30 protein-coding genes are annotated in these 25,024 nt (G+C 70.3%); 6 read left to right on the top strand and 24 right to left on the bottom strand.

Annotation, left to right across the window (positions count from 1 at the left end):
- Position 1 precedes the first annotated feature (1 nt).
- The 6 genes from ACFHNC_RS22520 to ACFHNC_RS22495 all read right to left on the bottom strand — a co-directional run bounded on the left by ACFHNC_RS22520 (position 2) and on the right by ACFHNC_RS22495 (position 5,987).
- Complete coding sequence (locus ACFHNC_RS22520) at positions 2–988, bottom strand: ABC transporter substrate-binding protein (protein ID WP_437171490.1); 987 nt, start codon at positions 986–988, stop codon at positions 2–4.
- A 394-nt stretch (positions 989–1,382) separates the two neighbouring features.
- Entirely contained in the window at positions 1,383–2,069 is a 687-nt protein-coding gene (locus ACFHNC_RS22515; protein ID WP_437171489.1) for a hypothetical protein, read from the bottom strand.
- 5 nt (positions 2,070–2,074) lie between these two features.
- Complete coding sequence (locus tag ACFHNC_RS22510) at positions 2,075–4,213, bottom strand: tape measure protein (RefSeq protein ID WP_437171488.1); 2,139 nt, start codon at positions 4,211–4,213, stop codon at positions 2,075–2,077.
- A 1-nt stretch (position 4,214) separates the two neighbouring features.
- Positions 4,215–4,364, bottom strand: coding sequence for a hypothetical protein (locus tag ACFHNC_RS22505; RefSeq protein WP_437171487.1), 150 nt, complete (start codon positions 4,362–4,364; stop codon positions 4,215–4,217).
- A 164-nt stretch (positions 4,365–4,528) separates the two neighbouring features.
- On the bottom strand, positions 4,529–4,906 hold the full coding sequence (locus ACFHNC_RS22500; RefSeq protein ID WP_437171486.1) for a hypothetical protein: 378 nt from the start codon (positions 4,904–4,906) through the stop codon (positions 4,529–4,531).
- 163 nt (positions 4,907–5,069) lie between these two features.
- Positions 5,070–5,987 carry a LysR substrate-binding domain-containing protein gene (locus tag ACFHNC_RS22495; RefSeq protein ID WP_437171485.1) on the bottom strand — a complete coding sequence of 306 codons (918 nt, stop codon included), beginning with the start codon at positions 5,985–5,987 and terminating at the stop codon, positions 5,070–5,072.
- 103 nt (positions 5,988–6,090) lie between these two features.
- Here ACFHNC_RS22495 and ACFHNC_RS22490 point away from each other — a divergent pair, with 103 nt between their 5' ends.
- Both ACFHNC_RS22490 and ACFHNC_RS22485 read left to right on the top strand, forming a co-directional pair.
- Entirely contained in the window at positions 6,091–7,251 is a 1,161-nt protein-coding gene (locus ACFHNC_RS22490) for an acyl-CoA dehydrogenase family protein (protein ID WP_437171484.1), read from the top strand.
- A gap of 110 nt (positions 7,252–7,361) precedes the next feature.
- A complete protein-coding gene (locus tag ACFHNC_RS22485; protein WP_437171483.1) occupies positions 7,362–7,667 on the top strand; it encodes a tautomerase family protein in 306 nt (101 codons plus the stop codon).
- A gap of 127 nt (positions 7,668–7,794) precedes the next feature.
- Here ACFHNC_RS22485 and ACFHNC_RS22480 read toward each other — a convergent pair whose 3' ends face one another.
- The 9 genes from ACFHNC_RS22480 to ACFHNC_RS22440 all read right to left on the bottom strand — a co-directional run bounded on the left by ACFHNC_RS22480 (position 7,795) and on the right by ACFHNC_RS22440 (position 12,654).
- The gene (locus ACFHNC_RS22480; protein WP_437171482.1) at positions 7,795–8,751 is read right to left on the bottom strand and encodes a phage tail tube protein; all 957 of its coding nucleotides are present in this window, start codon (positions 8,749–8,751) and stop codon (positions 7,795–7,797) included.
- Positions 8,752–8,764: 13 nt separating this feature from the next.
- Complete coding sequence (locus tag ACFHNC_RS22475) at positions 8,765–9,193, bottom strand: hypothetical protein (RefSeq protein ID WP_437171481.1); 429 nt, start codon at positions 9,191–9,193, stop codon at positions 8,765–8,767.
- Positions 9,190–9,318, bottom strand: a complete 129-nt coding sequence (locus tag ACFHNC_RS22470) for a hypothetical protein (protein ID WP_437171480.1) — start codon at positions 9,316–9,318, stop codon at positions 9,190–9,192. The genes ACFHNC_RS22475 and ACFHNC_RS22470 overlap by 4 nt, the downstream gene beginning before the upstream one ends.
- Positions 9,315–10,037 carry a DUF6441 family protein gene (locus tag ACFHNC_RS22465; RefSeq protein WP_437171479.1) on the bottom strand — a complete coding sequence of 241 codons (723 nt, stop codon included), beginning with the start codon at positions 10,035–10,037 and terminating at the stop codon, positions 9,315–9,317. The genes ACFHNC_RS22470 and ACFHNC_RS22465 overlap by 4 nt, the downstream gene beginning before the upstream one ends.
- Positions 10,038–10,040: 3 nt before the next feature.
- Positions 10,041–10,349, bottom strand: coding sequence for a head-tail joining protein (locus tag ACFHNC_RS22460; RefSeq protein ID WP_437171478.1), 309 nt, complete (start codon positions 10,347–10,349; stop codon positions 10,041–10,043).
- A gap of 5 nt (positions 10,350–10,354) precedes the next feature.
- Entirely contained in the window at positions 10,355–10,633 is a 279-nt protein-coding gene (locus tag ACFHNC_RS22455) for a hypothetical protein (RefSeq protein ID WP_437171477.1), read from the bottom strand.
- The gene (locus ACFHNC_RS22450; RefSeq protein ID WP_437171476.1) at positions 10,630–11,286 is read right to left on the bottom strand and encodes a structural protein; all 657 of its coding nucleotides are present in this window, start codon (positions 11,284–11,286) and stop codon (positions 10,630–10,632) included. The genes ACFHNC_RS22455 and ACFHNC_RS22450 overlap by 4 nt, the downstream gene beginning before the upstream one ends.
- Entirely contained in the window at positions 11,283–11,630 is a 348-nt protein-coding gene (locus tag ACFHNC_RS22445) for a DUF2190 family protein (RefSeq protein WP_437171475.1), read from the bottom strand. The genes ACFHNC_RS22450 and ACFHNC_RS22445 overlap by 4 nt, the downstream gene beginning before the upstream one ends.
- Positions 11,631–11,721: 91 nt before the next feature.
- Positions 11,722–12,654, bottom strand: coding sequence for a phage major capsid protein (locus ACFHNC_RS22440; RefSeq protein ID WP_437171474.1), 933 nt, complete (start codon positions 12,652–12,654; stop codon positions 11,722–11,724).
- A gap of 371 nt (positions 12,655–13,025) precedes the next feature.
- Here ACFHNC_RS22440 and ACFHNC_RS22435 point away from each other — a divergent pair, with 371 nt between their 5' ends.
- On the top strand, positions 13,026–13,163 hold the full coding sequence (locus tag ACFHNC_RS22435) for a hypothetical protein (RefSeq protein WP_437171473.1): 138 nt from the start codon (positions 13,026–13,028) through the stop codon (positions 13,161–13,163).
- A 678-nt stretch (positions 13,164–13,841) separates the two neighbouring features.
- Here ACFHNC_RS22435 and ACFHNC_RS22430 read toward each other — a convergent pair.
- Genes ACFHNC_RS22430 through ACFHNC_RS22415 form a run of 4 tightly spaced genes read right to left on the bottom strand, consistent with a single transcriptional unit; the run spans position 13,842 to position 16,850 of the window.
- A complete protein-coding gene (locus ACFHNC_RS22430) occupies positions 13,842–15,335 on the bottom strand; it encodes a ubiquitin-activating E1 FCCH domain-containing protein (RefSeq protein ID WP_437171472.1) in 1,494 nt (497 codons plus the stop codon).
- Entirely contained in the window at positions 15,332–16,165 is an 834-nt protein-coding gene (locus ACFHNC_RS22425) for a phage portal protein (RefSeq protein WP_437171508.1), read from the bottom strand. The genes ACFHNC_RS22430 and ACFHNC_RS22425 overlap by 4 nt, the downstream gene beginning before the upstream one ends.
- Positions 16,132–16,614 carry a phage portal protein gene (locus tag ACFHNC_RS22420; RefSeq protein ID WP_437171471.1) on the bottom strand — a complete coding sequence of 161 codons (483 nt, stop codon included), beginning with the start codon at positions 16,612–16,614 and terminating at the stop codon, positions 16,132–16,134. The genes ACFHNC_RS22425 and ACFHNC_RS22420 overlap by 34 nt, the downstream gene beginning before the upstream one ends.
- Complete coding sequence (locus tag ACFHNC_RS22415) at positions 16,614–16,850, bottom strand: phage head-tail joining protein (protein ID WP_437171470.1); 237 nt, start codon at positions 16,848–16,850, stop codon at positions 16,614–16,616. The genes ACFHNC_RS22420 and ACFHNC_RS22415 overlap by 1 nt, the downstream gene beginning before the upstream one ends.
- 182 nt (positions 16,851–17,032) lie before the next feature.
- Between ACFHNC_RS22415 and ACFHNC_RS22410 the strand changes: the two genes are divergently transcribed.
- On the top strand, positions 17,033–17,926 hold the full coding sequence (locus tag ACFHNC_RS22410) for a manganese catalase family protein (protein WP_437171469.1): 894 nt from the start codon (positions 17,033–17,035) through the stop codon (positions 17,924–17,926).
- A gap of 102 nt (positions 17,927–18,028) precedes the next feature.
- Here ACFHNC_RS22410 and ACFHNC_RS22405 read toward each other — a convergent pair whose 3' ends face one another.
- Positions 18,029–19,933: a phage terminase large subunit family protein gene (locus tag ACFHNC_RS22405; protein ID WP_437171468.1), complete on the bottom strand. Its 1,905-nt coding sequence runs from the start codon at positions 19,931–19,933 to the stop codon at positions 18,029–18,031.
- Positions 19,934–19,958: 25 nt separating this feature from the next.
- Entirely contained in the window at positions 19,959–20,474 is a 516-nt protein-coding gene (locus tag ACFHNC_RS22400) for a hypothetical protein (protein WP_437171467.1), read from the bottom strand.
- A 265-nt stretch (positions 20,475–20,739) separates the two neighbouring features.
- Between ACFHNC_RS22400 and ACFHNC_RS22395 the strand changes: the two genes are divergently transcribed.
- On the top strand, positions 20,740–21,123 hold the full coding sequence (locus ACFHNC_RS22395) for a hypothetical protein (RefSeq protein ID WP_437171466.1): 384 nt from the start codon (positions 20,740–20,742) through the stop codon (positions 21,121–21,123).
- 449 nt (positions 21,124–21,572) lie between these two features.
- Positions 21,573–22,211, top strand: coding sequence for a hypothetical protein (locus ACFHNC_RS22390; RefSeq protein ID WP_437171465.1), 639 nt, complete (start codon positions 21,573–21,575; stop codon positions 22,209–22,211).
- 242 nt (positions 22,212–22,453) lie between these two features.
- Here ACFHNC_RS22390 and ACFHNC_RS22385 read toward each other — a convergent pair whose 3' ends face one another.
- The 3 genes from ACFHNC_RS22385 to ACFHNC_RS22375 all read right to left on the bottom strand — a co-directional run bounded on the left by ACFHNC_RS22385 (position 22,454) and on the right by ACFHNC_RS22375 (position 25,005).
- Complete coding sequence (locus ACFHNC_RS22385; RefSeq protein WP_437171464.1) at positions 22,454–23,308, bottom strand: DUF3489 domain-containing protein; 855 nt, start codon at positions 23,306–23,308, stop codon at positions 22,454–22,456.
- A gap of 95 nt (positions 23,309–23,403) precedes the next feature.
- Positions 23,404–23,640 carry a hypothetical protein gene (locus ACFHNC_RS22380; protein WP_437171463.1) on the bottom strand — a complete coding sequence of 79 codons (237 nt, stop codon included), beginning with the start codon at positions 23,638–23,640 and terminating at the stop codon, positions 23,404–23,406.
- A 99-nt stretch (positions 23,641–23,739) separates the two neighbouring features.
- The gene (locus tag ACFHNC_RS22375; RefSeq protein WP_437171462.1) at positions 23,740–25,005 is read right to left on the bottom strand and encodes a site-specific DNA-methyltransferase; all 1,266 of its coding nucleotides are present in this window, start codon (positions 25,003–25,005) and stop codon (positions 23,740–23,742) included.
- Positions 25,006–25,024: the final 19 nt, after the last annotated feature.

Below are 25,024 nucleotides of genomic sequence, written 5' to 3'. Positions count from 1 at the left end.
GTCACCCCTCCAGCACCGCGGTATCGAGCAACGTGTCCAGCGCCAGCTCCCGGTTCAGCACCCCGGCCTCGCGCTGCGAGACGACGACGCGCTGCGCCGCCTCCCGGTCGATCCGCACATCAGCCGGATAGAGCGAGCCGCGGTAGCGCTCCAGCATCACGCCCAGCCGGCCCCAATTGCCGCCTGCGATGAGCTCGCGCGGCAGCGCGGCCACCACCTCCTCAATCGGGATGTCGCGCGTGTCGCGCAACCCGGCAGTCAAAGCTCGCGACAGGCGGCGCATCTCCTCAAGCCGGCGATCACGTTCCGCCGCGCGCACCGCGACGCCCATGAATTCGAAGGCGCCGCCGAGCACGCGGTTGGCGTCCTCGATGTCCATCGCGTTGAAGATCACCCGGCCACCAGCTTCTCGCACCAGGGTCAGCGCCGGTTCCTGCACCATGCCGGCATCAACCTGGCCACGGCGCAGCGCCTCGAACAGGTTGGTGCCGATGGCGGCGAAGCGGGTGCGCGCGAGATCAGCGCCGGCGCGCTTCATCAGGTACATCACCAGCACATGGTCAGCATTGCCAAGGCCGGAGACGCCGATGGTGCGGCCCTCGAGTGCGCGGATATCGCGGATGTCGTCGGCACTGCGCGGCGCAGTCGCCAGGGCGAATAGCGGCAACCTGCCGGTTGAAGCGAAACGGCGGATTTCGGCTCCATTCGCAAAGGCCTGCAGCGCGACGTCAAAGGAAGTGCCGGCGTAATCAACCGCGCCGCCGACCAGGGCCTGCATGGCCTGGTTACCGCCACGTGTGTAAATCAGTTCGACCTCCAGACCCTCCGCCCGGAAATGGCCGCGAGCCTTGGTCACCTCATAGGGGACGACGCAGAGTAACTGGCCGCAGAAGGCCAGCCGGATTTGAGTTAGCCCGCCCTGAGCCTTGGCCGCTGCGCCGAGCGCGATCGAGCCGGCAACTCCGCCGAGCGCGGCTCGCCGTCCCAAGCCTCGCGCAGCTGTCTCGTCCTGGGGAGCGGGGTTGAGGCTGTTGCAGCAATCCATCTTAAGTGCCTCCATCGTCCGTGCGAGCTGTGCCGGAGCTACAGTTGGCCGGGGATATGGAAAGATTTTGCTTAGATTAACAAGACTGGGACGTGTTTTCGTTGAATTTTTCTGAATTATCCAGTTTCAGTGGAAGGATATCGTCCCATGAGGCCGCGGGCGGCACATGCGCTTTCTGCGCTCTGTAGATGAAACTGCGGCGCCGACGGCAGCATCGTGCCAAGCGAGGGTCAGGGGGGTTGTGCGCGGATAGCCCGGAGAGGCACCAGCACCACCGGCTCGGTTGCCGAGGCTGCTGCGCAGGCGGAAAGACGCAGCGTGCCGTTGCAGGCGGACATCAGAGTGCTTCCTCCATCCGGATGGTGATCGCCGTGAACCGCCCCGGCCGCGTCGGATTGGCCGCCTCGTCATCAGAGACCAGCCGCATTGGCACGCTGGGGCTGGTCAGAACCAGCGGCGCGCTGATCAGCATGGCCTCGCGCAGCGGCGGCGCGATGGGGATGGTGGCCGTGCCTGCGCCCGAGGCCACCACCGTCTCGGTGGCCATGTAGAGCCGCCCGCCAAGCCCGGTGTGATCCCCAGCCCCCACCGCCACCGTGCCCGGCCACCAGCCCGCGGTGATGATGCTCAGTGCGCCCCGCGGCGCCCCGGCGGCCAGCGCCGGATTGCCCGACCCCACCACAAGCCCCGTCCCATCCGTGAAGATCGTCGCGTCCGAGAAGCTGTAGGGCCCGCTCGGCACATCGCCCTGGCTGCGCGGATCGCCGGTCCGGAACTCCCGCCGCCAGTCCCACACCCGGACGGTGTTCACCGAGCCGGCCAGCGCCGCCAGCAGCCCCTCCAGCACGCCGGCCCTGGCCGGGTTCAGCGGCTCAAAGCTCGCCTCCGCCACCCAGCGCGCCCCCTCGCGCCGCATGACCTGGGTGGCGCGGGTCACCGGCGAGATAAAGCGCAGCGTGTTGTGCTGCAGGTAAAAGACCAGGCGTGAGGGGCGCAGCAGCTCCGGCCAGGCATATTCCACCATCGCCGCTACCCCCGCACCGTCTCATAGGCCGCACCACCGCGGCGCACCGCATCCAGCGTCATCACCGAGGCCTGGCGCGCGATCTGCCCCGCCAGCAGCCGCAGCCGTGCCTCTACCCCGGCGTCCGCCCCGCGCGCGTCGATCGAGATGGTCTGGTGGATCACCGGCCCGCTGGCGGGCGCAGTGCCGTTGGGCAGCACGGTGCCGCCCCGGCTGGGCACAAACCACTCCGGCCCGCGCTCGCCCACGATGTAGGGCTGCCCTGCCGAAACCGGCCCACCCTCCGCCCGGAACAGCCCCGAGAAGAGGTTCCCGAAGGAGAAGCCCGACAGGGCGGTGCTCAGCGCATCGCCCAGCGGCTCGGTGATGGTGCGCCGGGCGATGACGCGGGCGATGTCCTGCAGCAGCCCCTGCATCACCTTGGACAGCTTTTCCCCTTTGATGATCGCGTCCTCGAAGGCGCTGCTGAAGGTCATCCCGAGATCACGGGCGGTGCTGCTGGTGCGCTCAGTGGCGGCCTGCACGCGCTGCTGGCCGCGCTCCAGTTCCTCCAGCGCGGCATTGGCCTCGCGCGAGATGGTCTCGTCCGGCACCGGGCGGCCGGCGCGCTCGGCCCGTTCCACCAGCCGGCCCAGGTTCTCCAGGCGGCGCTGGTACTTCTCGTAGGCCGTCTCGTTGTTCTGGATGAGCCGCTCGCGCTCGCGGATCAGGTCGTTGATCTCGCGCTCGGCCTCACGGTCGGGGCGCGGAATCGTGGCCACGCGCCGCGTGGTGCCCTCGATGCGCTGCAGCGCCTGGTCGCGCTCGCGCAGGGCCAGGGTTTCGAGGCGGGCGCGGTCGGCGGCGGTCAGCCCGCCGGCGGCCTCGGCCTCGCGCAGGCGGCGGACGCGCTCCTCATAGGCGCTGTTGATCCGAAACCGGTCGTCCAGTTGCTTGCGGAGCTCCTCGGCCTCGGCGGCGGCGCGGCGGCGGCGGGAATCCGCGGCCTGGGCGGCGGCACCCTCGTGCTCGGCGCGCTGGCGCTCGCCGGCGGCCTGCTCGCCGCGGGTGATCTCCTCCGACAGTTCAAGGTACTGCCGGCGCAGCTCCTCCAGCCGGGCGGCGCGATCGACGCCCGCCTGCTGCTGGGCGGTGCCGACCAGCCCACCGCGAATACTGCCGCGGCGCGGCTGGGCGCGCAGGCTGTCGCGGCCATCGTCCTCCGCCTCCATGCGGGCGATGGCGGCGCGCAGCTCCTCGGCCTGGCGGCGCCGATCGGCATCCACCTCGCCCGGCAGGCCAAGCCCCGCGCCGCGGCGAATGCCGTCCAGCACCCGGGCGGCCCCGGCCAGGGCGCGCGCCAGCCCGTTGGACAGGCCGATGGCCTGGTCGAGCTGGCCGAGGAAGGTGTCGGTCGCGGCCGTCAGCTGGCCAAAGGCGCGGCTGAGCGAGAGCGGCGCGCGCTCGAACTCCGCGCCCAGGCGTTCGGTGGCGCGCAGCAGGGCGGGAAACACCCGCTCAGCCGTAAGCTGGCCCTCGGAGCCGAGCTTGCGCAGCTCGCCGATGGACACGCCGAGCTCGCGCGACAGCCCCTCGGCCAGCAGCGGCATGGCCTCGAGGATGGCGCGCAGCTCATCGCCCTGCAGCACACCCGAGGCCAGGGCCTGCGCCAGCTGCAACGTGGCCGAGGAGATCTCCTGCGTCGACGCGCCGGAGACGATGGCCACACGCTGCAGCCCGCCGACGAGGCGCACCACCTGGTCCGAGGTGGCGCCGATCTCGCGCGCGGCGATGGAGAAGCGCTGGAAGGCGGAGACGCTCTCGCCGACGGCGACGCCGGTGGAGAGCGCGTTGCGGTACAGCGCCTCATACACCTCGCTGGCGCGCTCGATCGAGCCGGTGGCGTTCTGCAGGCGGGACAGGCCCTGGGTGAGGCTGTCGCCGGCCTGCACAAAGGCGCGCGCCGCGGCGGCGAGGCCCGCGATTTGCAGGCCGCGGACAGCGACGTCCAGCAGGTCGAGGGAGCGGGAGGCGCGCTCTGCACCGCCCCTGATCTGGTCGAGGGAGCGCTGGCCGGTCTCGCCGACCTCGCGCAGGCCGGCCTTGACCCGGGCGGCGTCGTCGAGCGAGAGCTGCACCGAGACGCGGCGGGTGGCATCGGCCATGTCAGCTGGTCTCCCCCTCGCGGTGGGTGGTGGCGCCCTCGGCCATGCCGATGCGCAGCGCGAGCAACAGCTCGGCGGCGGCCCAGCCGGTGGCGCCCATTTCGCGGGACGCGGCGAGTGCGCCGGCGGTGTCGAGGGTGAGGCCGGTCATGGAAGCCTGAGCGCAGGCGGTGCCGGCGGACCAGCAGGCGTGCCCCTCGATGCTGGTGGGGGCATGCGCGGCGTAGGGGCACTCGGTGCCGCAGTCGCGCGCGAGGGCGGCGCAGCCGCGGCAGTATTCGGGCCCGCGGCCGAAGTGCCAGGCGGCGCGAGCCCTTAGGCGTTTCCCTCCAGGGCCACGGCGGCGACGGGGCCGGTGGCGCGATCCCAGAAGGCGGCGGCGATCTCGTCCATGTCCATCAGGCGCTCGACCGCCTCCGGGGAGAGTGGCAGCGGCTTGCCGGCAGCGTCGCCGACGCCCTCCCAGGCAGTCACCGCGTGGCGGGCGAGCGCCTTGACCAGGAACGCGAGGGAGAGACCGCGGGCCATGTCGGGGTCGAGGTCTGGGTCGGCGATGCGGATTGCGGCGATGCGGCGCGCGGCGGCGGCCTGGGCCGCGGCCATGACGGCCGTCGTCACGGGGCGGATTTCCACGCGGACGCCGCGCGGCAGGTCGAGCCAGTACGGCTCGACCGGGAGGTCGAGGGTGAGCATGGGGTTCTCCATCCTTCGGCTTGGAACTGCGTGGCCTTCGCGGCAAAGCGGCGCGACACTTGAGCCATGATTGGCTTCCTGACGTAGCCGCCGCGCGGAGCAGCGCGGGGCCGACCGGAAGCGCACCGCGCGACAGCGGCGTTCGGGGTCTGCTGGGCGGTGTTCAGGTGATGGGCACGACGGCCTGCATCAGCCATGTCGTAAAGGCGGTTATGAGCGGCAGCCGCGGATGGTTAGCCCGGTGCGTGAGGTAGAAGCCGTAGCCCGGCAGGCGAAGGCCGCAGATCGGCACCAGTCGCCCGGCGCGCAGTTCCGCCGCCACCAGCGCATCGCTGCAGATGGCCACGCCCTGGCCGCCAATGGCCGCCTCGATTGCGTGCGCCTCCTCCTGGAAGCTCAGCGCAACCCGCCCGGCGAGAGAGGGTAGCGCGCCGCCCGACTGCGCCCGCGTCGCCGCGGCCCAGCACCGCCAAGTCGGTGCCTGACCGTCCGATGGCGGCCATGCAGCCTCGATCAGCGGCAGACGGATGATCTCCTTCGGCGCCAGCGGTAGCCGGGCATCGCCCACGAGGGACGGGCTGGCGACGACCTGGAAGCTGTCGCGTAGGATTTCCACCGTGCAAAGATCGGGCGGAGGCAGGCGCGCATAGCGGATCGCCACATCCGCCTCGCCGGCCCGCAGGTCGAGCACCGCATCCGTGCCGGCGATGTCGAGCGCGATGTCCGGATGCGCGCGGCGCCAGGCTGGCAGACGCGGCAGCAGCCAACGGGCCGCGATCGCGTTGGTGGTGGTGACCCGCAGGCTTGCCGCGGCACGGGCCGGCAGCCGGGCCAGGGCATCGGCCATGGACTGGAACGCATCTCGGACCGCCGGGAACAGCGCCTCCCCGGCCGGCGACAGGGAAAGCGGGCGCGGCCGCCGCCGGAACAGCGGGGCGCCGCAATGCGCCTCGAGCTTGCGGATCTGGTGGCTGATGGCGGTGGGCGTCACACCGAGCTCGGTCGCCGCCCGCTGGAAGCTCAGCAGGCGCGCCGCGGCCTCGAAGGCGCGGAGGGCGAGGATGGGGGGTGGAGCGGCCATACGCCTAGTCTAGCTGACTCCGATTCATCTGCTGATAAGAACTTAGCAGTTGCAGCTTGATCGCGGGCCGGCCGAGGCTGTGGCGGGAGGGGGAGACCCGAGCATGCACGCGCAGGAAGCCGAGACAGTTGCCTTGCTGCTGGACCGAGTGCGTGCTCTCGCACGGATGGTGGCGGAATGCCGGGAGGCCATCGAGCAGGAGCGGCGCCTGCCCGCGCCGCTGTTCGGCGCGCTGGCGGAGGCGGGACTGTTCCGGCTCTGGTTGCCGCGGGCGCTCGGCGGGCCGGAGGTCTCGCCCTTCAGCTTCATGGAGGTGGTGGAGGCGGCCGCGGCGCTGGATGCCTCGGTCGGCTGGGTAGTCGGCAATGGCGGTGGCGCTAGCCGCATCGCCGGCTACCTGGAGCCGGACGCGGCCCACGGCCTGTTCGGCGACCCGCGCGCCTTCATGGTGACCGCGACGGGCGCGGTGGGGCAGGCGGTGCCGGTGGAAGGCGGCTTTCGCGTCAGCGGAAGGTGGCCCTTCGGCAGCGGCATCCATGGCGCGACCGCGGTGACCGGCCTTTGCGCAGTGGAGCAGCGGGGCCGGGAGGGGCTAGCGCCCATGATCATGTGCTGCGCGCCGATCGGCGCGGCGCGCGTGATCGACAACTGGCATGTCTCTGGCCTGCGGGGCACCGGCAGTTGCGACTGGGTCATGGAGGACGTCTTCGTCCCCGCCGAGCTTGCCTTCGGCTTCCCGGACCAGCGCGCGACGCAGCCGGGCGTGGTCTATCGCATGCCGGTGATCAGCAGCTTTTCCTGGAGCGTCGCGGTGGTGCCGCTGGCGCTGGCGCGCGCCGCGCTCGATGACTTCGTGGCGGTGGCGCGTGACAAGGTGCGCGTCGGCACCTCCCAGCCGCTGCGCGAGCGGGAGGTGATCCAGTCCGATGTCGGGCGTGCTGACGCGCTCCTGCGCGCGGGCCGCGCGCTGCTGGTCGAGGCCATGCAGGCGCTGGTGGTGGCGCTGGAGCGCGGCGAGACGGAAGTGTTCCCCCTGCGGATCGGCCTGCGCCAGGCCGCGGCGCATGCCGCCGAGACGGCGCTGCGCGTCGCAGGCATGTTGGAAGGCATGGCAGGCTCCGCGGCGATCCTGGAGGCGGGCCGGCTACCGCGCCAGTTGCGGGACCTGCGCGCCTCGGTTCAGCACGTCGCCATGTCGCCGCACAACTTCATCACCGCCGGCCGCCTGGCGATGGGGTTGGACCTGGGGACGACGCGGGTCTGACCCCGGGCGGCAAAGCAGGAAGGAACGACATGCCTTGCGTTCGGATTGCCACTGGCCTTTGGGCCGTCGGTCATGAGGCTGCGCTGATTGCGGCAGTACAGTCCGCCCTGGTGAGCGCATTCCGCATCCCCGAGGGCGACCGCGACGTCGTCCTCGATCTCTATGGCGAGGCTCGGCGCATCGTCCCGGCCGGGCGTTCGGACCGCTACACGCGCGTTGAGATCGTGGGCATCGCTGCGCGCTCGACTGAGGCGAAGCGTGCCCTGTACCGGGCGATCGTGGACAACCTCGAGCGCCTCGGCGTGCCGCCGCTGGAGAGTCGCATCGTGATGATCGAGCCGCCGGCGGAGAACTGGGGCATCAAAGGCGGCATCCCGGCCTCCCAGGTGGAGTTGGGCTTCCGGATCGATGTCTAGCGCGGCGCGGCGCATGGCGTGGCGACCTTTCGCGCGGTAGGCTTGAGGAGCCTTCGCTCTCGGGCAACGACGGCTCGCCGCCCCATGCTTCCGGACGATGGCACGAACGTCACCAGCGTCATGAGCGTCACGCATACTCCGTTCCCGCCTGCTGGTTCCGCAGCACCACCGTCATCATCCGCGTCGCCGTCGCGTTGAAGGCCGCGCGGAAATCGAAGCTGGCCTCCACGCCCGCCGGCCCCTCGATCGGTGTCTTGGCCAGCGCCAGGTACACCTCGTGCAGCGTGATGGTCAGGCTGCGGTTCGCATCAATGGTGTAGGCAAAGGCGAATTCCGCCGGGGTGCCGTTCTGCGCCTGTGTCAGCAGCGTGGTATTCTCGAAGCGCGCGGTGATCTGGCCCGTGGCGCGGGAGACACCGGGATCCGCGCCCTCGATCCTGCGATCGGCGCGGATGGTGCGCACCGTCTCGATGCTGTTGGAATAGGCCAGCCGCGCCCCGGTCACCTGCGCCAGCGCGGCGCCGCTCCGCGTGATGGACCCTTGAGCCTTGTTGAAGGCTGTGTAAGCGGCGGTGACGGGCGAGCCGCCCGAAGTCGCGCCCGAGCGCACCGAGCCCTGCGCCACCAGCTTGATGGTGGCCGTCGCCGGCCCGGTCGGCGAGAAGTCGATCTCCAGCGTGTCGGCGCGTACGCCGGTGCAGACGTCGAAGGACGGCACGTCGGGATAGCCGGTCTCGATCGCCTGCGACGGCAGCCCTGCCGCGCCGGAGCCGAAGGTGTGGATGAAGTTCGGGCTGGTGCCGGTGGTGGTCGGCGCGCCGAGCATCAGGCGCAGCCAGTGGCCGGTGTTCACCAGATCAATCGGCACCACGACATCGCCAGCAACGGTGACGGTGTCGAGGAAAGGCGCGGCAGGATCGCGATTGCCACCGAGGCCGATGACATCCGCGTCCAGCAGCGGCTGCTCGGCGCCGAGGCTGGTGGAGAGGAACGGCACGCGGCGCCAGTTGCCGCCCGGGGCAGTGCCGTAGGTGACCTCGGGGATCATGAGCAGGCGCGAATTCGCGCCGATGGCACGGGGCATGGGGAGACTCCTGTCAGGCCAGCGGCGAGCCGGCGACGGTAAAGACCAGCGTCACGGGAATGGCGGCGGCGCGGGCAGTGGCCGCGCCCTCCGTCTCGACGTCGTCGAAGGACGGGGCGCCGGGCTGCGCCCATTCCACCGTGCCGCCGAGCGTGCGGTCCGCGGTGATGGCGGCGCCAATCTCCACCAGCAGTGCGTCGAGCGGCGTGGTGCTGGCCGCCACCACCTCGACCACGGCGCGGTGTTCGATCTGCCAGGAGAGCGGGGAGAGGATCGGTGTCTCCTCCACCGTCTCCCCGTCGCGCAGTACCACCAGCCCGCAGGGCGGCAGGCGCTGCGGCACCGTCTCGTTGCGCAGCAGCTTGGGCGGGGGGTTGCGAAGGGCCAGCGACAGGGCGAGCCGGTTCTGCAGCGCCGTGATGGCGGTCTCGCGGATGCTCATGCCCACCCCAGCAGAGACGCAAAGAAGCGCCCGGTGACCCAGGTGAGCGCCATGCCGACGGCCACGGCCACCCAGGACAGCGCGACAAGCCCGAGCAGCAGGAGAAACCGCGCCCGCACACTCATGCCGCCCGTCCCGTCTCGGCGCCCCACGCCGCCACAAAGCGCCGCGGCAGGCGGCGCAGGGCGCGTAGCGAGGCGCCCCGCACATCGAGCCGCTTGCGCAGCAGCACCTGCGGCAGAAGGAGAAACATCGGCACCATCCCCTGTTCCAGCAGGCCGCGGGCCCAGGCCTCGCGCCCCTTGCGGTTGGCGGTGCCGACCTCGGCCACTCCACCGGCGATCAGACGCGTGCGCCGCCGCCGCCCGGTGCCCTGGCCCTGCCGCAGCGGCAGGCACCACACGAAGCCCCGGCCCGATTTGAACGGCCGGAGGAAGGCCTGACCGGAGGCGACCATCTGCGCCGGCGTGACGCGCAGCCCCTTGTCGCCGCGCCCGCGCCAGCCGCGGGCGGCATTGAAGCCGGTCGCGATGGCCAGGAACTTGCCGCCGCCCTTGGGGCGGATCAGCGCGCCGCGATCGAAGGCGTCGATCACCAGCGGGGTCTTGCTCCACACCAGGCCAGCCGCGCGCATCGACACGCCGCTCCGCGGAAACACCTGCGAGCGCCAGGCATTGGCGATGCCGGGCGCCTTGCCGCCGAGCGAGCCGGTAACCTGCTGGCGCAGTTCGCGCTGGAGCATTTCGGTTTCCTCACGCACGGCGCGGGAGGCGGCGCGCTCGCCGGCGCGGACCTCCTCGGCCAGTGCCTTGCGAAGGTCGCCGACGATGGCGGTGACGCGCATGGGCTATCGGCGGCAGAGGACGCGCCAGGCGACACCCGCTGCATCACGCTCGGCGCTGTCCACCCTCAGCACGTCCGCGCCGAGGGTGAATGTGTCGCCCGGTTCAATGGCAGGCAGCGTGGCCAGGGGCACGGTGAGAATGTCGGTGGCCTGGAGGATGCCGGTGCCAAAGCCGTCCGCCACGCGATCGGGGCTGGAGCGCAGCACGCGGAGCGGCACAGGCGCGCCGGTGCCACCGGCGCGGTAGGTGGCGTCGGTCCCGAGGTTCGGGTCTGCGGCCAGCACGGCCAGCGCCGCGTCAAAGGCGGTCATCGGGTTCAGCCCAGCCCGAACCAGGAGGCCAGCTTGGCGCCCATGGCCGCACCGATGATGCCGCCCGCCGCCGCCGCCCCGGTGGCCGGCACCGCCATCGGCATGCCGGAACTGCTGCCCACCGCAGAGAGAGATAACCGCGCCGTGAGGGCTGCCATGGCCTTGACCAGCTCCGTCACCGTGCGGGTCAGCTCGCGCATATCGGCGTCGCCCTCGCCGAGCCGGCGCTCGATCTCGGTGAGGCGGGCGATGATGGCGCCGAGCTCGCGGTCGTGGTCGGTCATGGCACGATCTCCCGCTGACGCTGCAGACGCTGGAGGATGCCCCAGGCCGCGGCACCAGCGACGGCCAGCGCCACGCCCCAGGGGCCGAGGGCTCGCGCAACGGAGGCGAGGCCGTCGGCGTGCGGGGCGATCAGTTCCACCGCCTCCAGTACGGTTGCGGCGCTGAGGCCCGCTGCCGCGGCACCGGCGGCGGCGCGCACGGTGCCGGTGCGGGTGATGCCGGGCTCTACCAGCCCGGCCATGCGCAGACCCTCGGCGATCACGTCTGGCGCATAGGGCTGGCCGCCCAGCTCATGCCGGATGATGCCCTCGACCAGGCCCCGCAGCGCGGCGGCGTCGTGCAGGTCGATGGGATCATCCAGCCCGACCGCCAGGCGCTTGGCGACCGCGTCCTGGTAGGCGCGGGTGTTGTTCTCCGTGCTCGGCGCCCAGCGTGCGACGATGCCACGCACGGTGCGCAGGCCGTGCCGGTCCTGGTAGCTCTGCAGCAGCAGGGCGAGCGCGCGGATGCCGTGCTGGTGCGAGTGGAACCGGCAGAAGCGCCCATCTGAGGGTGGATCGGCCAGGCCCTGCCACTTGTTGGCCGGGACGTGCTCGATGTTCCCCGGATTGCGGTTGCGATAGCCCCGCGCGGCCTTCGGGTCGCCGCTCATGTGCCGGACGCCGGGGCGCGCAGCAGCACCGCGCGGACGGTGGTGTCCGCGGCGAGCGCCGCCAACGCGGCGATGCCCACCTGGAAATTGCCGGTGGCGGTGGTGGTGAGGCGTCGGTTGGTATCGTCCCAGAAGAGGCGGGCGCCGGCGGTGATGGCCAGCGCCGGCTGCTTGGTGATGTCGAACACGCCCTTGGTCTGGCATTCGATGACGGCGTTCTGCGCGCCGTCGACGGCGGCGACGCCGAACAGCGCGCCAACCAGCACGCCCTGGCCGGAGGTGACGCCGCCGGCATAGGGGACGGCGAGAGCCAGGCTGGCGCCCGGCTGCACATAGTTGCGCATGGGGATGATGTCTCCAGAAACGCAGAAGGCGCCCGGTGGGGCGCCCTCTGAGTGGATTGACGATGGATGGCCTGTTGGGTGGCGGAGGTGATCAGGTGCCCGGGTTGAACCAGGCGCCGCGCCAGTCGATAGCGCCCACGCCGAAGTCGAAGATCACCGACACCTCGACGCCATCCACGCCCTGGACATTGCCCGTGGTGACCTGCGGACCTTCGGCACCGTTCAGGTAGCCATAGACATAGACCGGCGCCGCCAGTGGATCCGAGAACAGGTACCAGCGGTTCGCCGGGATCAGCGGCTCGACCAGCGGCTGCACGAAGCCCGCATAGACGTTGGCGTTGCTGGTCTGCGTCGCCTGCACCGAGACGGTCAGCTGCCGCGCCGCGAGCTCCTGGTTCGGCCCGACCAGCAGGCGCATCTGCGCGCCGACCGCGATCGGCAGGCCATCGAGGGTTTTCTGGCGCATCACCGCGGCACGGCCCAGCGCCAGGTTCGGCAGATCGAGCGCCGTGCCGGCACCCGCCTTGTTGGCTCGCGCCGCCGCCGTGCCAAACACGGCTGCCGCACCGGTGATGAGCGTCGGGCCGTCGCCATTCGCCGCATTCAGCAGCTGGTAGGCCGTCGCATTCTCGAAGTCCGCGACGCGCCGGCCGATCATGCTGGCGAAGTCGGTGAAGGCGCCGAGATCGTCGTTCACAAGCATCTGCCGCGTCACGCGGATGCGTCGGGCGAAGGTCTGCAGGAAGACCAGCTCCTGGCTTTCGGACATCGTGCCCGCCTGCACCTCGCCGTTCTCCGACAGCGGCAGCAGCGTCGGGAAGTCGCCGACCCGCAGATGGCGGTGCGGCTTGAAGTCCCGGAAATCGCGCCGCAGGAACAGCGTCCGGTAGGTGGGTGCCGCCGGCGCATAGGCCGCCAGCAGCATCTTGTTGGCCGCAGCCGAAAGCAGCGCGGGGAAGTCGGAGGTGGTGTGGAAGGCGCTCGGCCAGGATGGTGGGGTTGCGCGGCACGTTGCGTTCGCCACGGGCGCGGAGCAGCTCGCCGATCATGTCGGAGGGGCGCCAGCCCAGGAACTCGGTGTGGCGGCCGGTCGCTGGTGTCTGGTAGCCGGGCATGGTGCGGGCGGCGAGCGCCTCGGCCATGGCGTCGAGGAGCTGCGCCGGGTCGTCGTTGGACGGACCGGTGTCGGGGCGAGCCGGCAGGGACGGGCGCGCGGCGCCGCTGGTGAAGGCCTCCCACAGCCGACCGCGCAGCACCTCGGGGGAGACGCGGTCGCGGATGGCGGCCTCGCGCATGGTGTCGAGCATGTCGGGGGTCACCAGGCCGCGGGCGGCGGCCAGCACCGGCTCATAGCCGGCGATGCGCGCGACCGCGGCGCGCTCGGCCTCGGCGCGGATGGCCTCGAGATCAGGCGTGGGCGGCATGGCGCGGGTCGGCTCGGGCGGGGCAGTGGGCGGGGTGCTGGCGGGCGTCGTGGTCACAGGGTTCTCCTGGGGCGGGGCGATGGGCGGCGCGGGCGGCGCCGGCGCGTGATCCGGCGAAGCCGGCGTCGTCTCGGGCATGGGTGGTTCCTCGGGGATGGTCAGGGCGGGTTCGATGGCGGTGGCGGGGGTGCCCTGGTCCCCCTCACCACGGACGACGGCGGCTGCGTCCACGGGGACGGGCACGATCGAGATTTCGTAGGGCTCCCAATCCACCGCGCGGTGGATGGTCTGGCCGGTGCTGGCGTCGGGCCGTGGATCGTAGCGATGCACACGGTAACCGACGCTGACAGACTGCAGCGTGCCGTCGGCCACGCGCTGCCAGACCGGCTCCACGTCGTCCGCGCCGCTGAATTGGAGGGTGGCGTAGCCGCGGCCGGCCTCGAGGCGCGCGGCGGTGACACGGCCCAGAACGTCACGCGTGCCGGCGCGCCGGTGGGTGTCCAGCACCGGTGCGCGACCGGAGCGCAGCGCATCCATGCGCACCGCGGAGGGTGCCATGTCGAGCTCTTCGAGGATCGGCCCATAGGGGGGCACGAAGTTGCGGGCCCGTGCGCCGGTGCTCCACACCACCTCGACGGTGCGGGCTGCGCGATTGACCGTGACGGGCGCGGCAAGCGCACGGCACGCGGTGATCGACTGCCCAGCGTCGGGCATTCGATCCGGCGCAGGGGATTCCCCGCCCGGTTCGATCGGCTCGGTCATGAGATGTGCTCCTGGGGCGGCGCCGCTACGGCGCGGCAAAGCCCTGCGCGTTGACGTAGACCTGCGCGCCGGTGGTGATGTAGGCGACGTTCATCGCCGTGGCGGCGGTGCCGCGTAGCGGGGTGGGAAAGGTGATCTCCACCGGAGCCGCCATCGCGGCTGGCAGCAGCTGCCGCCAGATCACGGTGGCGCCATCCTTGATCACCACCTCCGTCGCCACCGTCGCATGCGCATTGCGGATGTCGATCGAGGTGACGTAATTCCGGATGCCGGCCGCGGCCGCCGCCCGGAGCACCACGTCGGTGGTGTTGATGATCCCGCCCGCGGCGGCGGCGTATTGCCAGTCGGCCTCCGGGATGGCGTAGGGCTTGGTGACCAGCGCGCCGATCAGCGTCGCCAGCAGGTCCACGCCGCGCGCCGTGGTGACGGCAATCGGGTTGGCCGAGTAGCCGGTCGCGGCCAGGACCGGCACGGCGCCGCTGGTGTTGCGCGCCTGACCACCCACGGGCGTGACGGACGGCGGGATGGTGCTGAGGACGTTCACGCCCAGCCCCTGGCCCGCAACCGACTGGCCGCGGCCGGCCGTGATTTCCGTCGTCAGCTCGGCATAGTCCGCGATGGTGACGAACTGGACCTTGATGTCGGTGTTCGAGACCGGCGCGAGGCTGCGCGAGACCGAGGCCCAGCCGGTGTTCAGATAGGCGCCGGTGAAGGTCGAGCCCACCAGGTCAAAGCTGTTCGCGTCGATGACCGTGATCGTGAATGTCCCGGTCGCCCCGGGCACGCCCGAGACATCGGCGACCGTCACCACATCGTTCGTGGCAAAGCCATGCGCCGCGCGGGTGATGCGCACCGCGCCTCCGCCATTGTTCGCCACCGCCGAGACGCCGCTGTTGAACTGGCGGTTCCGCACGCGGATCCGAAAGCGATACAGCGCGTTCGGCTCGGGGATCTGCTGATGGCGGACATGAGAGTTCGACCGCGCCGCCGTGGTGTCGAGCAGCCGCCCATGGAAGTAGCATTCGTCGTTGGTCGGCTCGAGCTCCAGCACCGACCAGCCCGCGGGCGCGGTGGTCGGGATGGTGCTGCCGGAGGTGCTGCCCAGCCGCGGGGCGCCCTCGCTCTGCACCTCGTAGTTGCCGAGCGTCGCGCTGGCCCCGTCCAGCCGCCATGCGGCCGCGCTGCGCCCGTCCGGCTGCGCCGTGGTGGGATCGATGCTGACCAGCTCGAGCCACACCGACTGGCCGACGATCCGCTGGCTCATGTTCACCGCCACCATGACCCGCAGCGGGATGGTGAAGGTGGTGCGGCTGGTGAGCGTCAGCTCATCGTCGAGCGTGGTACCGGTGGAGATGGTGACGGCGCCATCCGCGACGGTGTGCGTAATGCCGCCGCCGGTGGCCGCGATCTCCCAGCGGGCCGGGTTGATCTCGGTCCCGTTGAAGCTGTCGCGGAACTTCTTCTGCATGCTCTTGATCTTGAGCATGTCGTCGGTCCAGTCGTAGGCGCCTGCGATCATGGCTGTGCTCCGGGTGTCGGCTCGGCGCGCGGCGACGCGGCACCGGTGGCGGCGATCTCGATGGCGGCGAGCTGCGCGGCGTCCTGGGCAGCGCCGGACTTCGCGACACGGCGGGGATCGGTGTCGAGCGAGAGGCCGGGCTCGTCGAGCAGGGCATTGGCCTCGCGGATCATCTCGACCACCTGGCGGAAGTCGTAGCCAAAGGCACCGACCGCCTCGGGCTGCGGCACGAAGCCCGCACGGACCTGCGCGATGAGCGCCGTCGTGTCCTTGAGCGGGTCGATCATCTCGTGCGCCGGCGGGACGTGGGACAGGCCCTCCGGGATCTCCGCGCTCCATAACCCGAGCAGTGCGCCCTGGGCGTGGAAGCGATCGGCGATCGGCCGCACCAGCATCGGGATGAGCATGCCGTACTGCACCTGCTCGCAGAGGCGGCGGAACTCGATCTTGCCGGCGCGGAGCGAGGAGTAGTTCGCCTGCGTCAGATCGCCGGCGACCTGGTCATAGGTCAGGCCGGTGCCGACGGCGGAAGCCTCCAGCGCCCGCCGCGCGAAAGCAGCGTGCGATCCGCCGCCGCTGGGGTTCACCACCTCCACGGATCCCATGCCACGGCGATACAGGATCATGCCCGGCTCGAAGCTCTCCACCGTACGACCCTGGGCGTCGCGCAGCAGCCCGGAGGCGGGCCCGGTCATGGCGTCGTCGCCATCCTCGGAGACCACCGCGGCGAGGCAGGCCTCGATCCTGGCCTTCATGAGCAGCGCGGCCTCGTAATCGCCCAGGTCGCGGAGCCGCGTCAGCACCGGGGCGAGCCAGGAGACGTCGCGCAGCTGCCCAGGGCGGCGCTTGCGGTAGATGCAGCAAGCCGCAGGCCGATCGGGTTCGCCGGCGTGATGTCGGCGGGGAGGAGGCGCACGAAGCATTCGCCGCTCTCGACCACCGCCCGCATGACCAGGGCCTGCAGGCCATAGAGGTCGAGGCGCCCCTCCGCGTCGCAGGCGGTGCTGTCGGACCAGCGGCGCCAGGCCTCGGCGTGGGGTTTGTCCGGCCAGCGCGTGGTGATACCGGCGCCCACCGCGTTGCCGGTCCAGAGATCGACGATGCGGGCGCCGTAGGGGTCGTTGCGGACGGCATCACGGGCGCGGCGTGCGACGGTGGGGGCCGCGGCGCCGACCTCGGCCGTGGCGCTGCCACCGGAGGCCGCCCAGCTCGAGGCGCGGCTGTCCTGCGCGGCGGCATAGCCCCGCAGCGCGTGCCAGGCATCTCGCAGACGCCCCATCACCTGCTGCCCCCGCGCGAGAAGGTGGCGAAGGTGACGCTGGGTCGGCGCGCGGCGGCGTTTTCGGCGGCGTGCAGCACGGACAGGGCGCGGCCCAACTCATCCAGCAAGCGGTACTCCACCGTGCGGCCATCGAAGGTCACGCGCGTGGTGCCGCCGGTGAACGCCGCGGCCAGGACGGCGGCACGGGTGCCGGCAGGCTGTGCCAGCGCCCAGGCGAGGACGGTCGGGTCCATGGCTTCCCCTGTCGTTCGGCAAACAGTGTGGGTGAAATTTGCGGCTGGAGCTGAAATTCGGCGCACGGCACGAACGCGCGTTGTCGATTCTCAGTCCTGATCACGCCGTTCCTGCGGCAGTCGAGGCGCCGCAACCTAGGCCTAGCCAAAGCGTTGACCGCTTGGTTCCAGGAGCACCCGTCATGTTCATGCACAACAAGCGTCTGATGTACACCGTCCGTGTCGACGCGCCCGATGCCCGGATGGGCAACCTGATCTTGGAACAGTTCGGCGGCGCCGACGGGGAGTTGGCGGCGGCAATGCGCTACTTCACGCAAGGCCTCGCGGAGGGCGACCCTGGCCGGAAGGATTTGCTGCTCGATATCGCCACCGAGGAACTGAGCCATCTCGAAGTCGTTGGCAGCATCGTTGTCATGTTGAACAGGGGCGTCAAAGGGCAGATGGCCGAAGGTATCGGCGCCGCGGAGCTCATGGCCAACATCACTGGCGGGACGGACAGCCACACGACCGCCCTGCTCTATGGCGGCGGCGTCGCGCTCACCAACTCGGCCGGTGTTCCGTGGACGGCCGCCTATGTTGATTCCCGCACCGAGCCCACGGCGGACATGCGGTCCAACATCGCAGCGGAGGCGCGGGCAAAGATCATCTACGAGCGCCTGATCAACCTCTGTGATGATCCAGGCGTCAAGGACGCGCTGGGCTTTCTGATGACACGCGAAATCGCCCATCAGAAGAGCTTCGAGAAGGCGCTTTACGCAATGGAGATGAACTTCCCACCCGGTAAGCTGCCGGGCGAGCCACAATTCACTGACAAGTACTACAACATGTCCCAAGGCAACGGCGACATGCGAGGGCCTTGGAACCAGGGCTCGGAGTGGGATTACGTCGACGCACGAGGCGAGCAGGCGGCCGTCGATGGCGGCGACGGAGCGGCCAGTGTGAAGCTCAGCCGGAGCGAACAGGCGCTCGAGAGGAAAATCCTGGAACGGACCATGTCCGATCCGGACAGCGATCCCACGACCGGTGCGGATCTCGGCGCGGGTCCAGGAGCCGGAAAGACGAAAAAAACGCTCTGAAACAGTGCGTTAGCGGGTTGGGAAACGCAAGCGCGCCGCTGCCCAGCAAACAGGCGGCCGCGGCAGCACCCAGGCGATGGCCTTCGCGAGGTCGTCTTCCTCTCAGCGAAGCCAGCCGCTGCGCGGCGCGAGCCAGCCGCGTGGCCGCTGGGTGTCGGATGCGGCTGGCGCAGGTGGTGGCGACTGAAGAGCGACATTCCCACCGGCGGGAACCTCGCTCGACCGCAGGGGCGCATCAGCGATCTGATCGCGCAGTTGCTGCCAGAACCGCTCGCCGTAGCGATCCGCGCCGAGCAGCCAGAGCGCGGCGCGGGCGAGCACCGCGCAGTCCAGCGCCTCGTTCCTCTCGCGCAACTTGGCCCATTCCTGCCGGGCGAAGCCGCGCCGATCCTTTGTCGTCCGCAGCTGCTCCGCGACCAGCTGCTTGACCCATTCGACGTCGATCGCGCGCGGCAGATGCACCCAGCCGGGCGGCAGTTCCTCCGCGTCGCCGCGGCCGAGCCAAAGCCGACGATAGAGATCAGCCTTCCACGTCGAGACCGACACCGTCCAGAGCTTGAGGCCGCGGCGGAGCTTCTGGCCGTTCACCAGCGCATCCACCGGCGTCGGGCCCTGGACAGGCTGCGCCCGGTTCCAGCCGTCGATGCCCTTGGTCGGCGCGATGCGCGGATCCCGCAGGCGCCGCAGGTGGCCATAGACCGCCGCTGTGTCTCGGCCGCCGGTGTCGACGCAGGCCTTGGCGATGCGCATGCTGCCGCCGCCGGTCCTGGGCCAGTCGCGCGCCAGCACCTTCGCCAGTTCGTCCCAGGGCTCGCGGTCCCGCGGGCTGCCGGGGATCACCACGTGATCGACGAGCCAGGAGGAGAAGCCCTCCGCCCAGCCCCAGACGTCGCATTCCAGGCGGTCGTCCTGGACGTCCATGCCGGCGGTGAGCACCAGCGCACCGGGCGGGACGACGCCCATAGCGAAATCCTCGCGCCGCTCGACCAGGCGCTCCCAATCCGGCGCCTCACCCTGCTCCTGCCAGGTCTCGCCCAGGACCGTGTTCTTGAAGGTCTTGATGTCCTCGGGCTTGCCCTGCGCCGCCTCCCAATCCCGCGCGATCTGCTCCCAGGAGAGCCATCCCACCGGCGAGTACAGCGCCGAGATGTGGAAGCCGATGGTGTGCGGATCCTGGCCCTCTGCCGTCGCGCGCCACTCGCCGCCGCCGAGCATGGCGGTCTTGTCGTGCTCCTGCATCGGGTGGTCGCAGGCATCGCAATGATACCGCGCTGTCTCTGGCGCACCCTTCTCCCAGAGCAGCCTATCAAAGCGTAGCCACTGCATCTCGCCGCAGGCGGTACACGGCACGAAGAATCGCCGCTGGTCGCTGGCCAGGTACTCCCGCTCGATCCGGCTGCGGCCGGCAATGGTGGGCGTCGAGACCAGGAAGGCCTTGCGCCGCCAGCCGAATGTACGGGTCCGCGCTTCGGCGAGGGCGATGGGGTCACCTTCCCCGGCAACGTCGCCGGGATAGGCGTCCACCTCGTCAAGAAACGGGAACCGCGCCGTCATCGAGCGCAGGCCGACCGCGCTGTTCGCGCCCGTCAGGACCAGGATGCCGCCGGGGAATTCCTTCGACAGCATGGTATTGCCGCTGTCGCGGGCACGCGCTGGCGCAACCCGCTCCCGCAGCGCCGGTGTTTCCTCCAGCAGCGGGTCGATGCGCTGGCGCGAGAAGCGCTTGGCCAGTTCCACGGTCGGCTGCACCGCCAGCGCGGGCGCCGGCACGTGGTGCATGATGTAGCCGAGCCAGTTGTTTCCGCTTTCCGTGGCGCCGACCTGGGCGCCCTTCATGAACACGACGCGGCGGGCAGGATGCACCGCAGACAGCGCGTCCATCACGTCCTTCAGGTAGGGCGTGCGGCTGGTGCGCCAGGGGCCCGGCTCCGCCGAGGCGCGGCCGCCAAGCATGCGGTGCCGCTCGGCCCATTCTGACACCGTGAGCTGCGACGGCGGGCGCAGCATCGCGCCGACACGCCGGCGCACATGCTCACGGCTGCGGAGACCGGTCCCCTCCGAGGCCTGCTGGATCGAAGCGATCGGCCGCCTCCGTCAGCAGGTCGTTGATATGACTCTGCAGGATGGTCTGCAGCAGATGCGGGTCGACGCTGATCTCGGCGGCGATCAGGCCTGCCACACACGCGGGCCAGTTCAGCAGCGCGTCACGCATGGTGCTGCCGATCTCGTCGAGCGCGGCATTGGCCTCGGTGACGTCGAGCAGGCGGCGCTTGGTCTCGTCGAGCGAGAGGCGCTGCGCCTCCACCTTCAGCGCGAGCTGCGCGACCTTCAGCCGGGCGAAGGGCGTGCCATCCGCGCCGGCGCTACTGGCCAGGGGCGAGCGGACGGGATCGGCGGTCTCGGTCAGGCGGCGGCGGGTCTTATCGATATCCCACCGGCCGTCCGGCTCGCGGGCAATCCGGCCGGCCCGTTCGGCCTTGTGGATGGCGGTGTCGCTGACGCCGAGGCGACGGGCGGCCTCGCGCGTGGAGGCGGTGAGTTCCGGCATGGCGGCGACCTCCCGCCGCACGAGATGGGCGCGGTGCAGCCAGTCCGAAGAATTGAGGATGGTCAGGCGACGGCGCGAATGATGCCGTTTCGGCAAGCAAGCGCCCGGGAGGGCGCAGGCTGCGCTGTCTGCCGGGGGTCAGGCACGCACCTTGATCAACTCAGAAACAAGTAATCTGCCTCAAGCAGGACAAATTTGTAGTGTTTAGCGCATAGGACGCTCATTGGGCTATCAGTGAGCCGAGCCACCCCCGGAGGATACCCCCATGCGCAAACTCGTTCTGCTTGTCGGAGTGCTATTGCTTTCACCGATGTACGGCGCCACGGCCCAAAATCTTCAGTTACCGAGCCTTGGAGATGTCCTCCAGGACGTCTTAACCCCCAACCGCAACAGCGACCGGCGCAACTACGACGACCGTGATCGCCGTGATGACCCTCGGGCCTACAACGAATGGCGAGCTGAGCAGGAGCGCCGCGAGGACTATCGCGATCGTCGCGACGATGAACGGCGGGCCTACGAGCGCAGGGATGAACGCGACGGTAGCCCATCCTGGTCACGCGGACGGGACGATGAGAACCGCGGTCGCGGCCGCGGCAACAACGCGGGCCGTGGAAACGACGGCAATCCTGGGCGTGGTAACGGCCGATAGGTCGCCGATCTAGCGTCTGTTGCGGATCAAAGGGTCGCTTTCGCTCGTTTAAGCTGCTTTACGGCGTTTCAGGCCGTAGCGCTGCCGCCGCCACCGGCACCACCATCGCCCACCGCGGATGGCGGTGTCGCTGATGCTAAGGCGGCGGGCGGCCTGGAGCGTGGAGGCGATCAGTTCTGGCATGGCCGCGTGTCAGGTTCCCGCGCCGCTTCCGGCCGAAGCCCTTAAAAGCGGAGCACCACAATCACAATTTAGCGAGATGATGATGCGGAAAATCAGCGGCCACATTTTCGACTTTACGTATGCGCAATACTCGGCCGCGCAAATGGAGGCGCTTCGCCATGCAAATCAGACAAGGTCGCTCTACTTCCCTGGAACATCGTTCTGGCTCGAATCGGAAGCGGTTCCTGGCAGGAACCGTTGCGTTTGCCTTGCTGATGGCGGCTCCCATGCTGCCAATCCTCGAATGGCCCGGTCGCCATGCGTTCGCGGCCGGCGGCGGTGGCGGTGGTGGCGGCGGTGGCGGTGCCGGTGGCGGCAATGGTGGTGGTGGCGGCGGTGGTGACGGCGGCAATGGCGGTGGCGGCGGCAACAGTGGCAATTCTGGGAATAGCGGCAGCGCTGGCAACAGCGGCAATTCCGGTAACAGCGGCAGCGCTGGCCGCGGCGGGTCCAGCGGGCAAAGTGGCAATGCCGGCAGCCAGGGGCAGGGCCGCGGACCGGCCAATCCGGCCGGTCGCGCCGGCACTTCCAGCCAACACGGCACGCCGGCGGACCGGGCCTCGCTGTCCCGTGCGCTCGGTGCACTGAATGCGGCGAATGCCTCGCCAACGGCGCGGGCGAACGCGTCCACGAATTCTCGCGTCGGGCAGATAGCGTCTTATCAGCAGGCTATGCGCGCTGCACTCTCGCTGCCCGCGACCAACATTGCCGAGGAACAAGTCCGGACAGCGGCCATCGCGCGAGCGCGCAGCCAGCAGCTCAGCGCCGCAGCCAACCGAAGCTTGACGCCGTCGGTTGTCGCCCAGGTCGACAGCCTGCTTGGTCTACCTGCCGTGGACCCCTCGCTTGGTACAACGCGTCGCTAGGCACGGCCGACGATCGCCTGGCTGGTCGCAGGGAGGCGCGTGCGCGTGCCTCACCTGCTGCCAAGCCGGAGCGCTGTTTGCCTGTCAGCACTGGCTTTCGACCAGTAGCGAAAATGCCTTGGGGCAAGTTCAGCACGAGTGCATGTGGCTGAGCGGCATGGCTCTCTATTGCACAGACACCAAACTCAGGCCTGTGGGAGGGTTCGCCAATCTGCGGCGAACCCCGCCTCGTGCCGAAATGGTCAGGCCGAGAGGTGGTAGACGGTGAAGGAGCCCTTTGCGCCGGTCTTATTGGGGCCGACCATCCGCTCCCGCGACTTCACCTCGACGGCGTGGCCCTTCTTCTTTAACCCGGCGAAGAATCCGCGGACCGTGTGCTGCGCCCAGCCGGTGGCGTCCGCGATCTGCGCGACTGTGGCGCCCTCGGGGCGGCGCAGCATGGCCAGCACCTGCTCCTGCTTCGTGCCCTCCCGCGGCTTGCGCGCCGCACCGGGCTCGCGCGGAGCGCGGGCGGGCTTGCCGGCGAGCTGGGTGCGCAGGGCTTCAATCGCGCGGGAGATGGGATTATCGGTAGCGCCCTGCGCAGGGCTCGCGTCCCAGGCATCGAGGACCCGCTGTGCGGCGTCGCGCACGCTGGTCCGCGGCGTTGCGGTGCGTGCCGCCAGGGCCTGGTCGAGCAGGGCGATCTCCTCCGTCAGGGGCGCGGCCTGGGCGGCTTCGGGCGCCGGGGCGTTCTGCCCGTGCGGCGTCGGGTCCTCCGCGCCCGTGGGCGCCGTATCGAACACACTGCCCTCGATGCCCGAGCAGTCGGGCTCGCCGGCCCCCGCGTCGCCCTCGTTCGGATCGATGCCAATGGCGCGCAGCCCCTCGTCGGTGATGCGCGCCACGATCCAGGTGCCGTCGTCATCCTGGCGCCAGCCCAGGCCGACATGCTCACGCGGGGCGCTGATCTCGGTGAGCAGGTTGTTCATGATCAGGCTGCGGAACACCGCGTTGCGCGCTGCGGCCGGTAGGCTCTTCGGCGCGCGGGCCAGCCCCATCTCATGCTGCGCGGCGGCGCTGAGGATCACGCGCTGGGTATCGGAAAGCTTGGTCATCGTGTTGGTCTCCGGTTCCGGGTGCCGGTCATCGGCCCCTACTGCCGGGAGCCCCGCCGGCGTCGCCGGTCGGGGCGGTGCGGGAGTGGCCCGCGTCAGGCTGCGTATTCGCCGCGGCTGAGATGCTGGTCCGCGACGTCCTTGAGCTTCGCGGTGGCATCAGAAAGCCAGGCGGCTTCGCCCCAGAGCACCGTCTCCGGATCCGCGCCGAAGTGGTCCGCGCTGGCCTGGGTGAGTTCCGCGAGGAGGGCGTCGAACTCGGCCTTCTTCGCGAGGAAGGCGGCCAGGCTATTTGCCTGGTTGCGGGCGGCGCGGGCGGTGCGGTCGGTCATCGTCGACTCCATCTGTTGCTGCAGGGCATCCCCTGCGTGTGACGGACCATTCGCGCTGTGCCACGCACGAGCCAAGCAAGATGCAGCGGCGTGAGATTGCTATGTTTCGGCGGTCTGGATCACATCATGATCGACGACGCCGCGCGCTGCCGCGACATCGGCAAAGATGCGATCATCACCCTCCAGCACAGCGGCTTCGCCGGTCGTCTCCTGCCACCGCTGCACGATCACATCGGCATAGGCGGGATCGATCTCCAGCAGCACAGCGCGCCGTCCCGTGCGCTCCGCCGCGATCATGGTGGTGCCTGAGCCGCCGAAGCAATCCAGCACCGTGTCGCGCGGCTTGCTGCTGTTGCGGATGGCACGTTCGACCAGCGCCACCGGCTTCATGGTCGGATGCAAGTCGTTCCGCGCCGGCTTGTCGAAGTGCCAGACATTTCCCTGGTCACGTGCGCCGCACCAGTGCTGCGCGCCCGCCTTCCAGCCGTAGAGCATCGCCTCGAACTGCTGATGGTAATCCGCACGGCCGAGCGAGAAGGTGTTCTTCGCCCAGATGATGGTGCTGGACCATTTGCCGCCGGCCTCCTGCCAGACCCGATGCAGCGTCGGCCATTCGGAGGAGGACATGCAGACGTAGCAGGCGCCCTTGGTCACCGAGAGCAGGTTGGCCAGCGCGGGGCGGAGGAAGTCGGGAAAGCCGCCGCCCAGCGCGTCATTCGCGATGGTCATCTTGGCCGCGGTGCCGCCCTCGTAGGCCACATTATAGGGCGGATCGACGAAGCCCATGTCGGCCAGGTGGCCGGCGCCGAGGGCGCGCTGGACGTCGACCAGCTTCGTCGCGTCACCGCACAGTAGCCTGTGTCCCCCACAGCGCCAGAGATCGCCCGTGCGGGTGACGGGCACCGCGGGCGGCGGCGGCGCCTCGTCGGCGTCATTGCCGAGGCCGTCGTCGGCGGCGGCTAGCAGGCGGTCCAGCTCCATCCCGGAGAAGCCCAACACGTCCAGGTCAACCACCGCCTCGTCGCGGATGCGCGCGATCTCCGCGGCAAGCAGCGCCTCGTCCCAGCCCGAGTTCAGCGCGATCTGGTTGTCCGCCAGGCGCAGGGCACGCGCCTGCGCCGGGGAGAGATGGCCGAGCCGCAGCACCGGCACCGAGGCAAGCCCCAGTTGTTTCGCGGCCATGACACGGCCATGGCCGGCGATGAGCATGTCCTCGGCGTCGACCAGGACCGGGTTCACGAAGCCAAACTCAGCGATGGAGGCCGCGATCTGCGCCACCTGCGATGGCGAATGCGTGCGGGCATTGTCGGCATAAGGGACCAGCGCTGCCACCGGCAGGGTGGAGACGATGAGACCAGGCTGCATTGGCGGTGACCTCAGTCAG

The organism is Falsiroseomonas sp. E2-1-a4 (genome assembly GCF_051433165.1).
Taxonomy (GTDB): domain Bacteria; phylum Pseudomonadota; class Alphaproteobacteria; order Acetobacterales; family Acetobacteraceae; genus Falsiroseomonas.
Note: the sequence above shows the minus strand (reverse complement) of the source record. Positions and strands in the feature narration are given on the sequence as shown.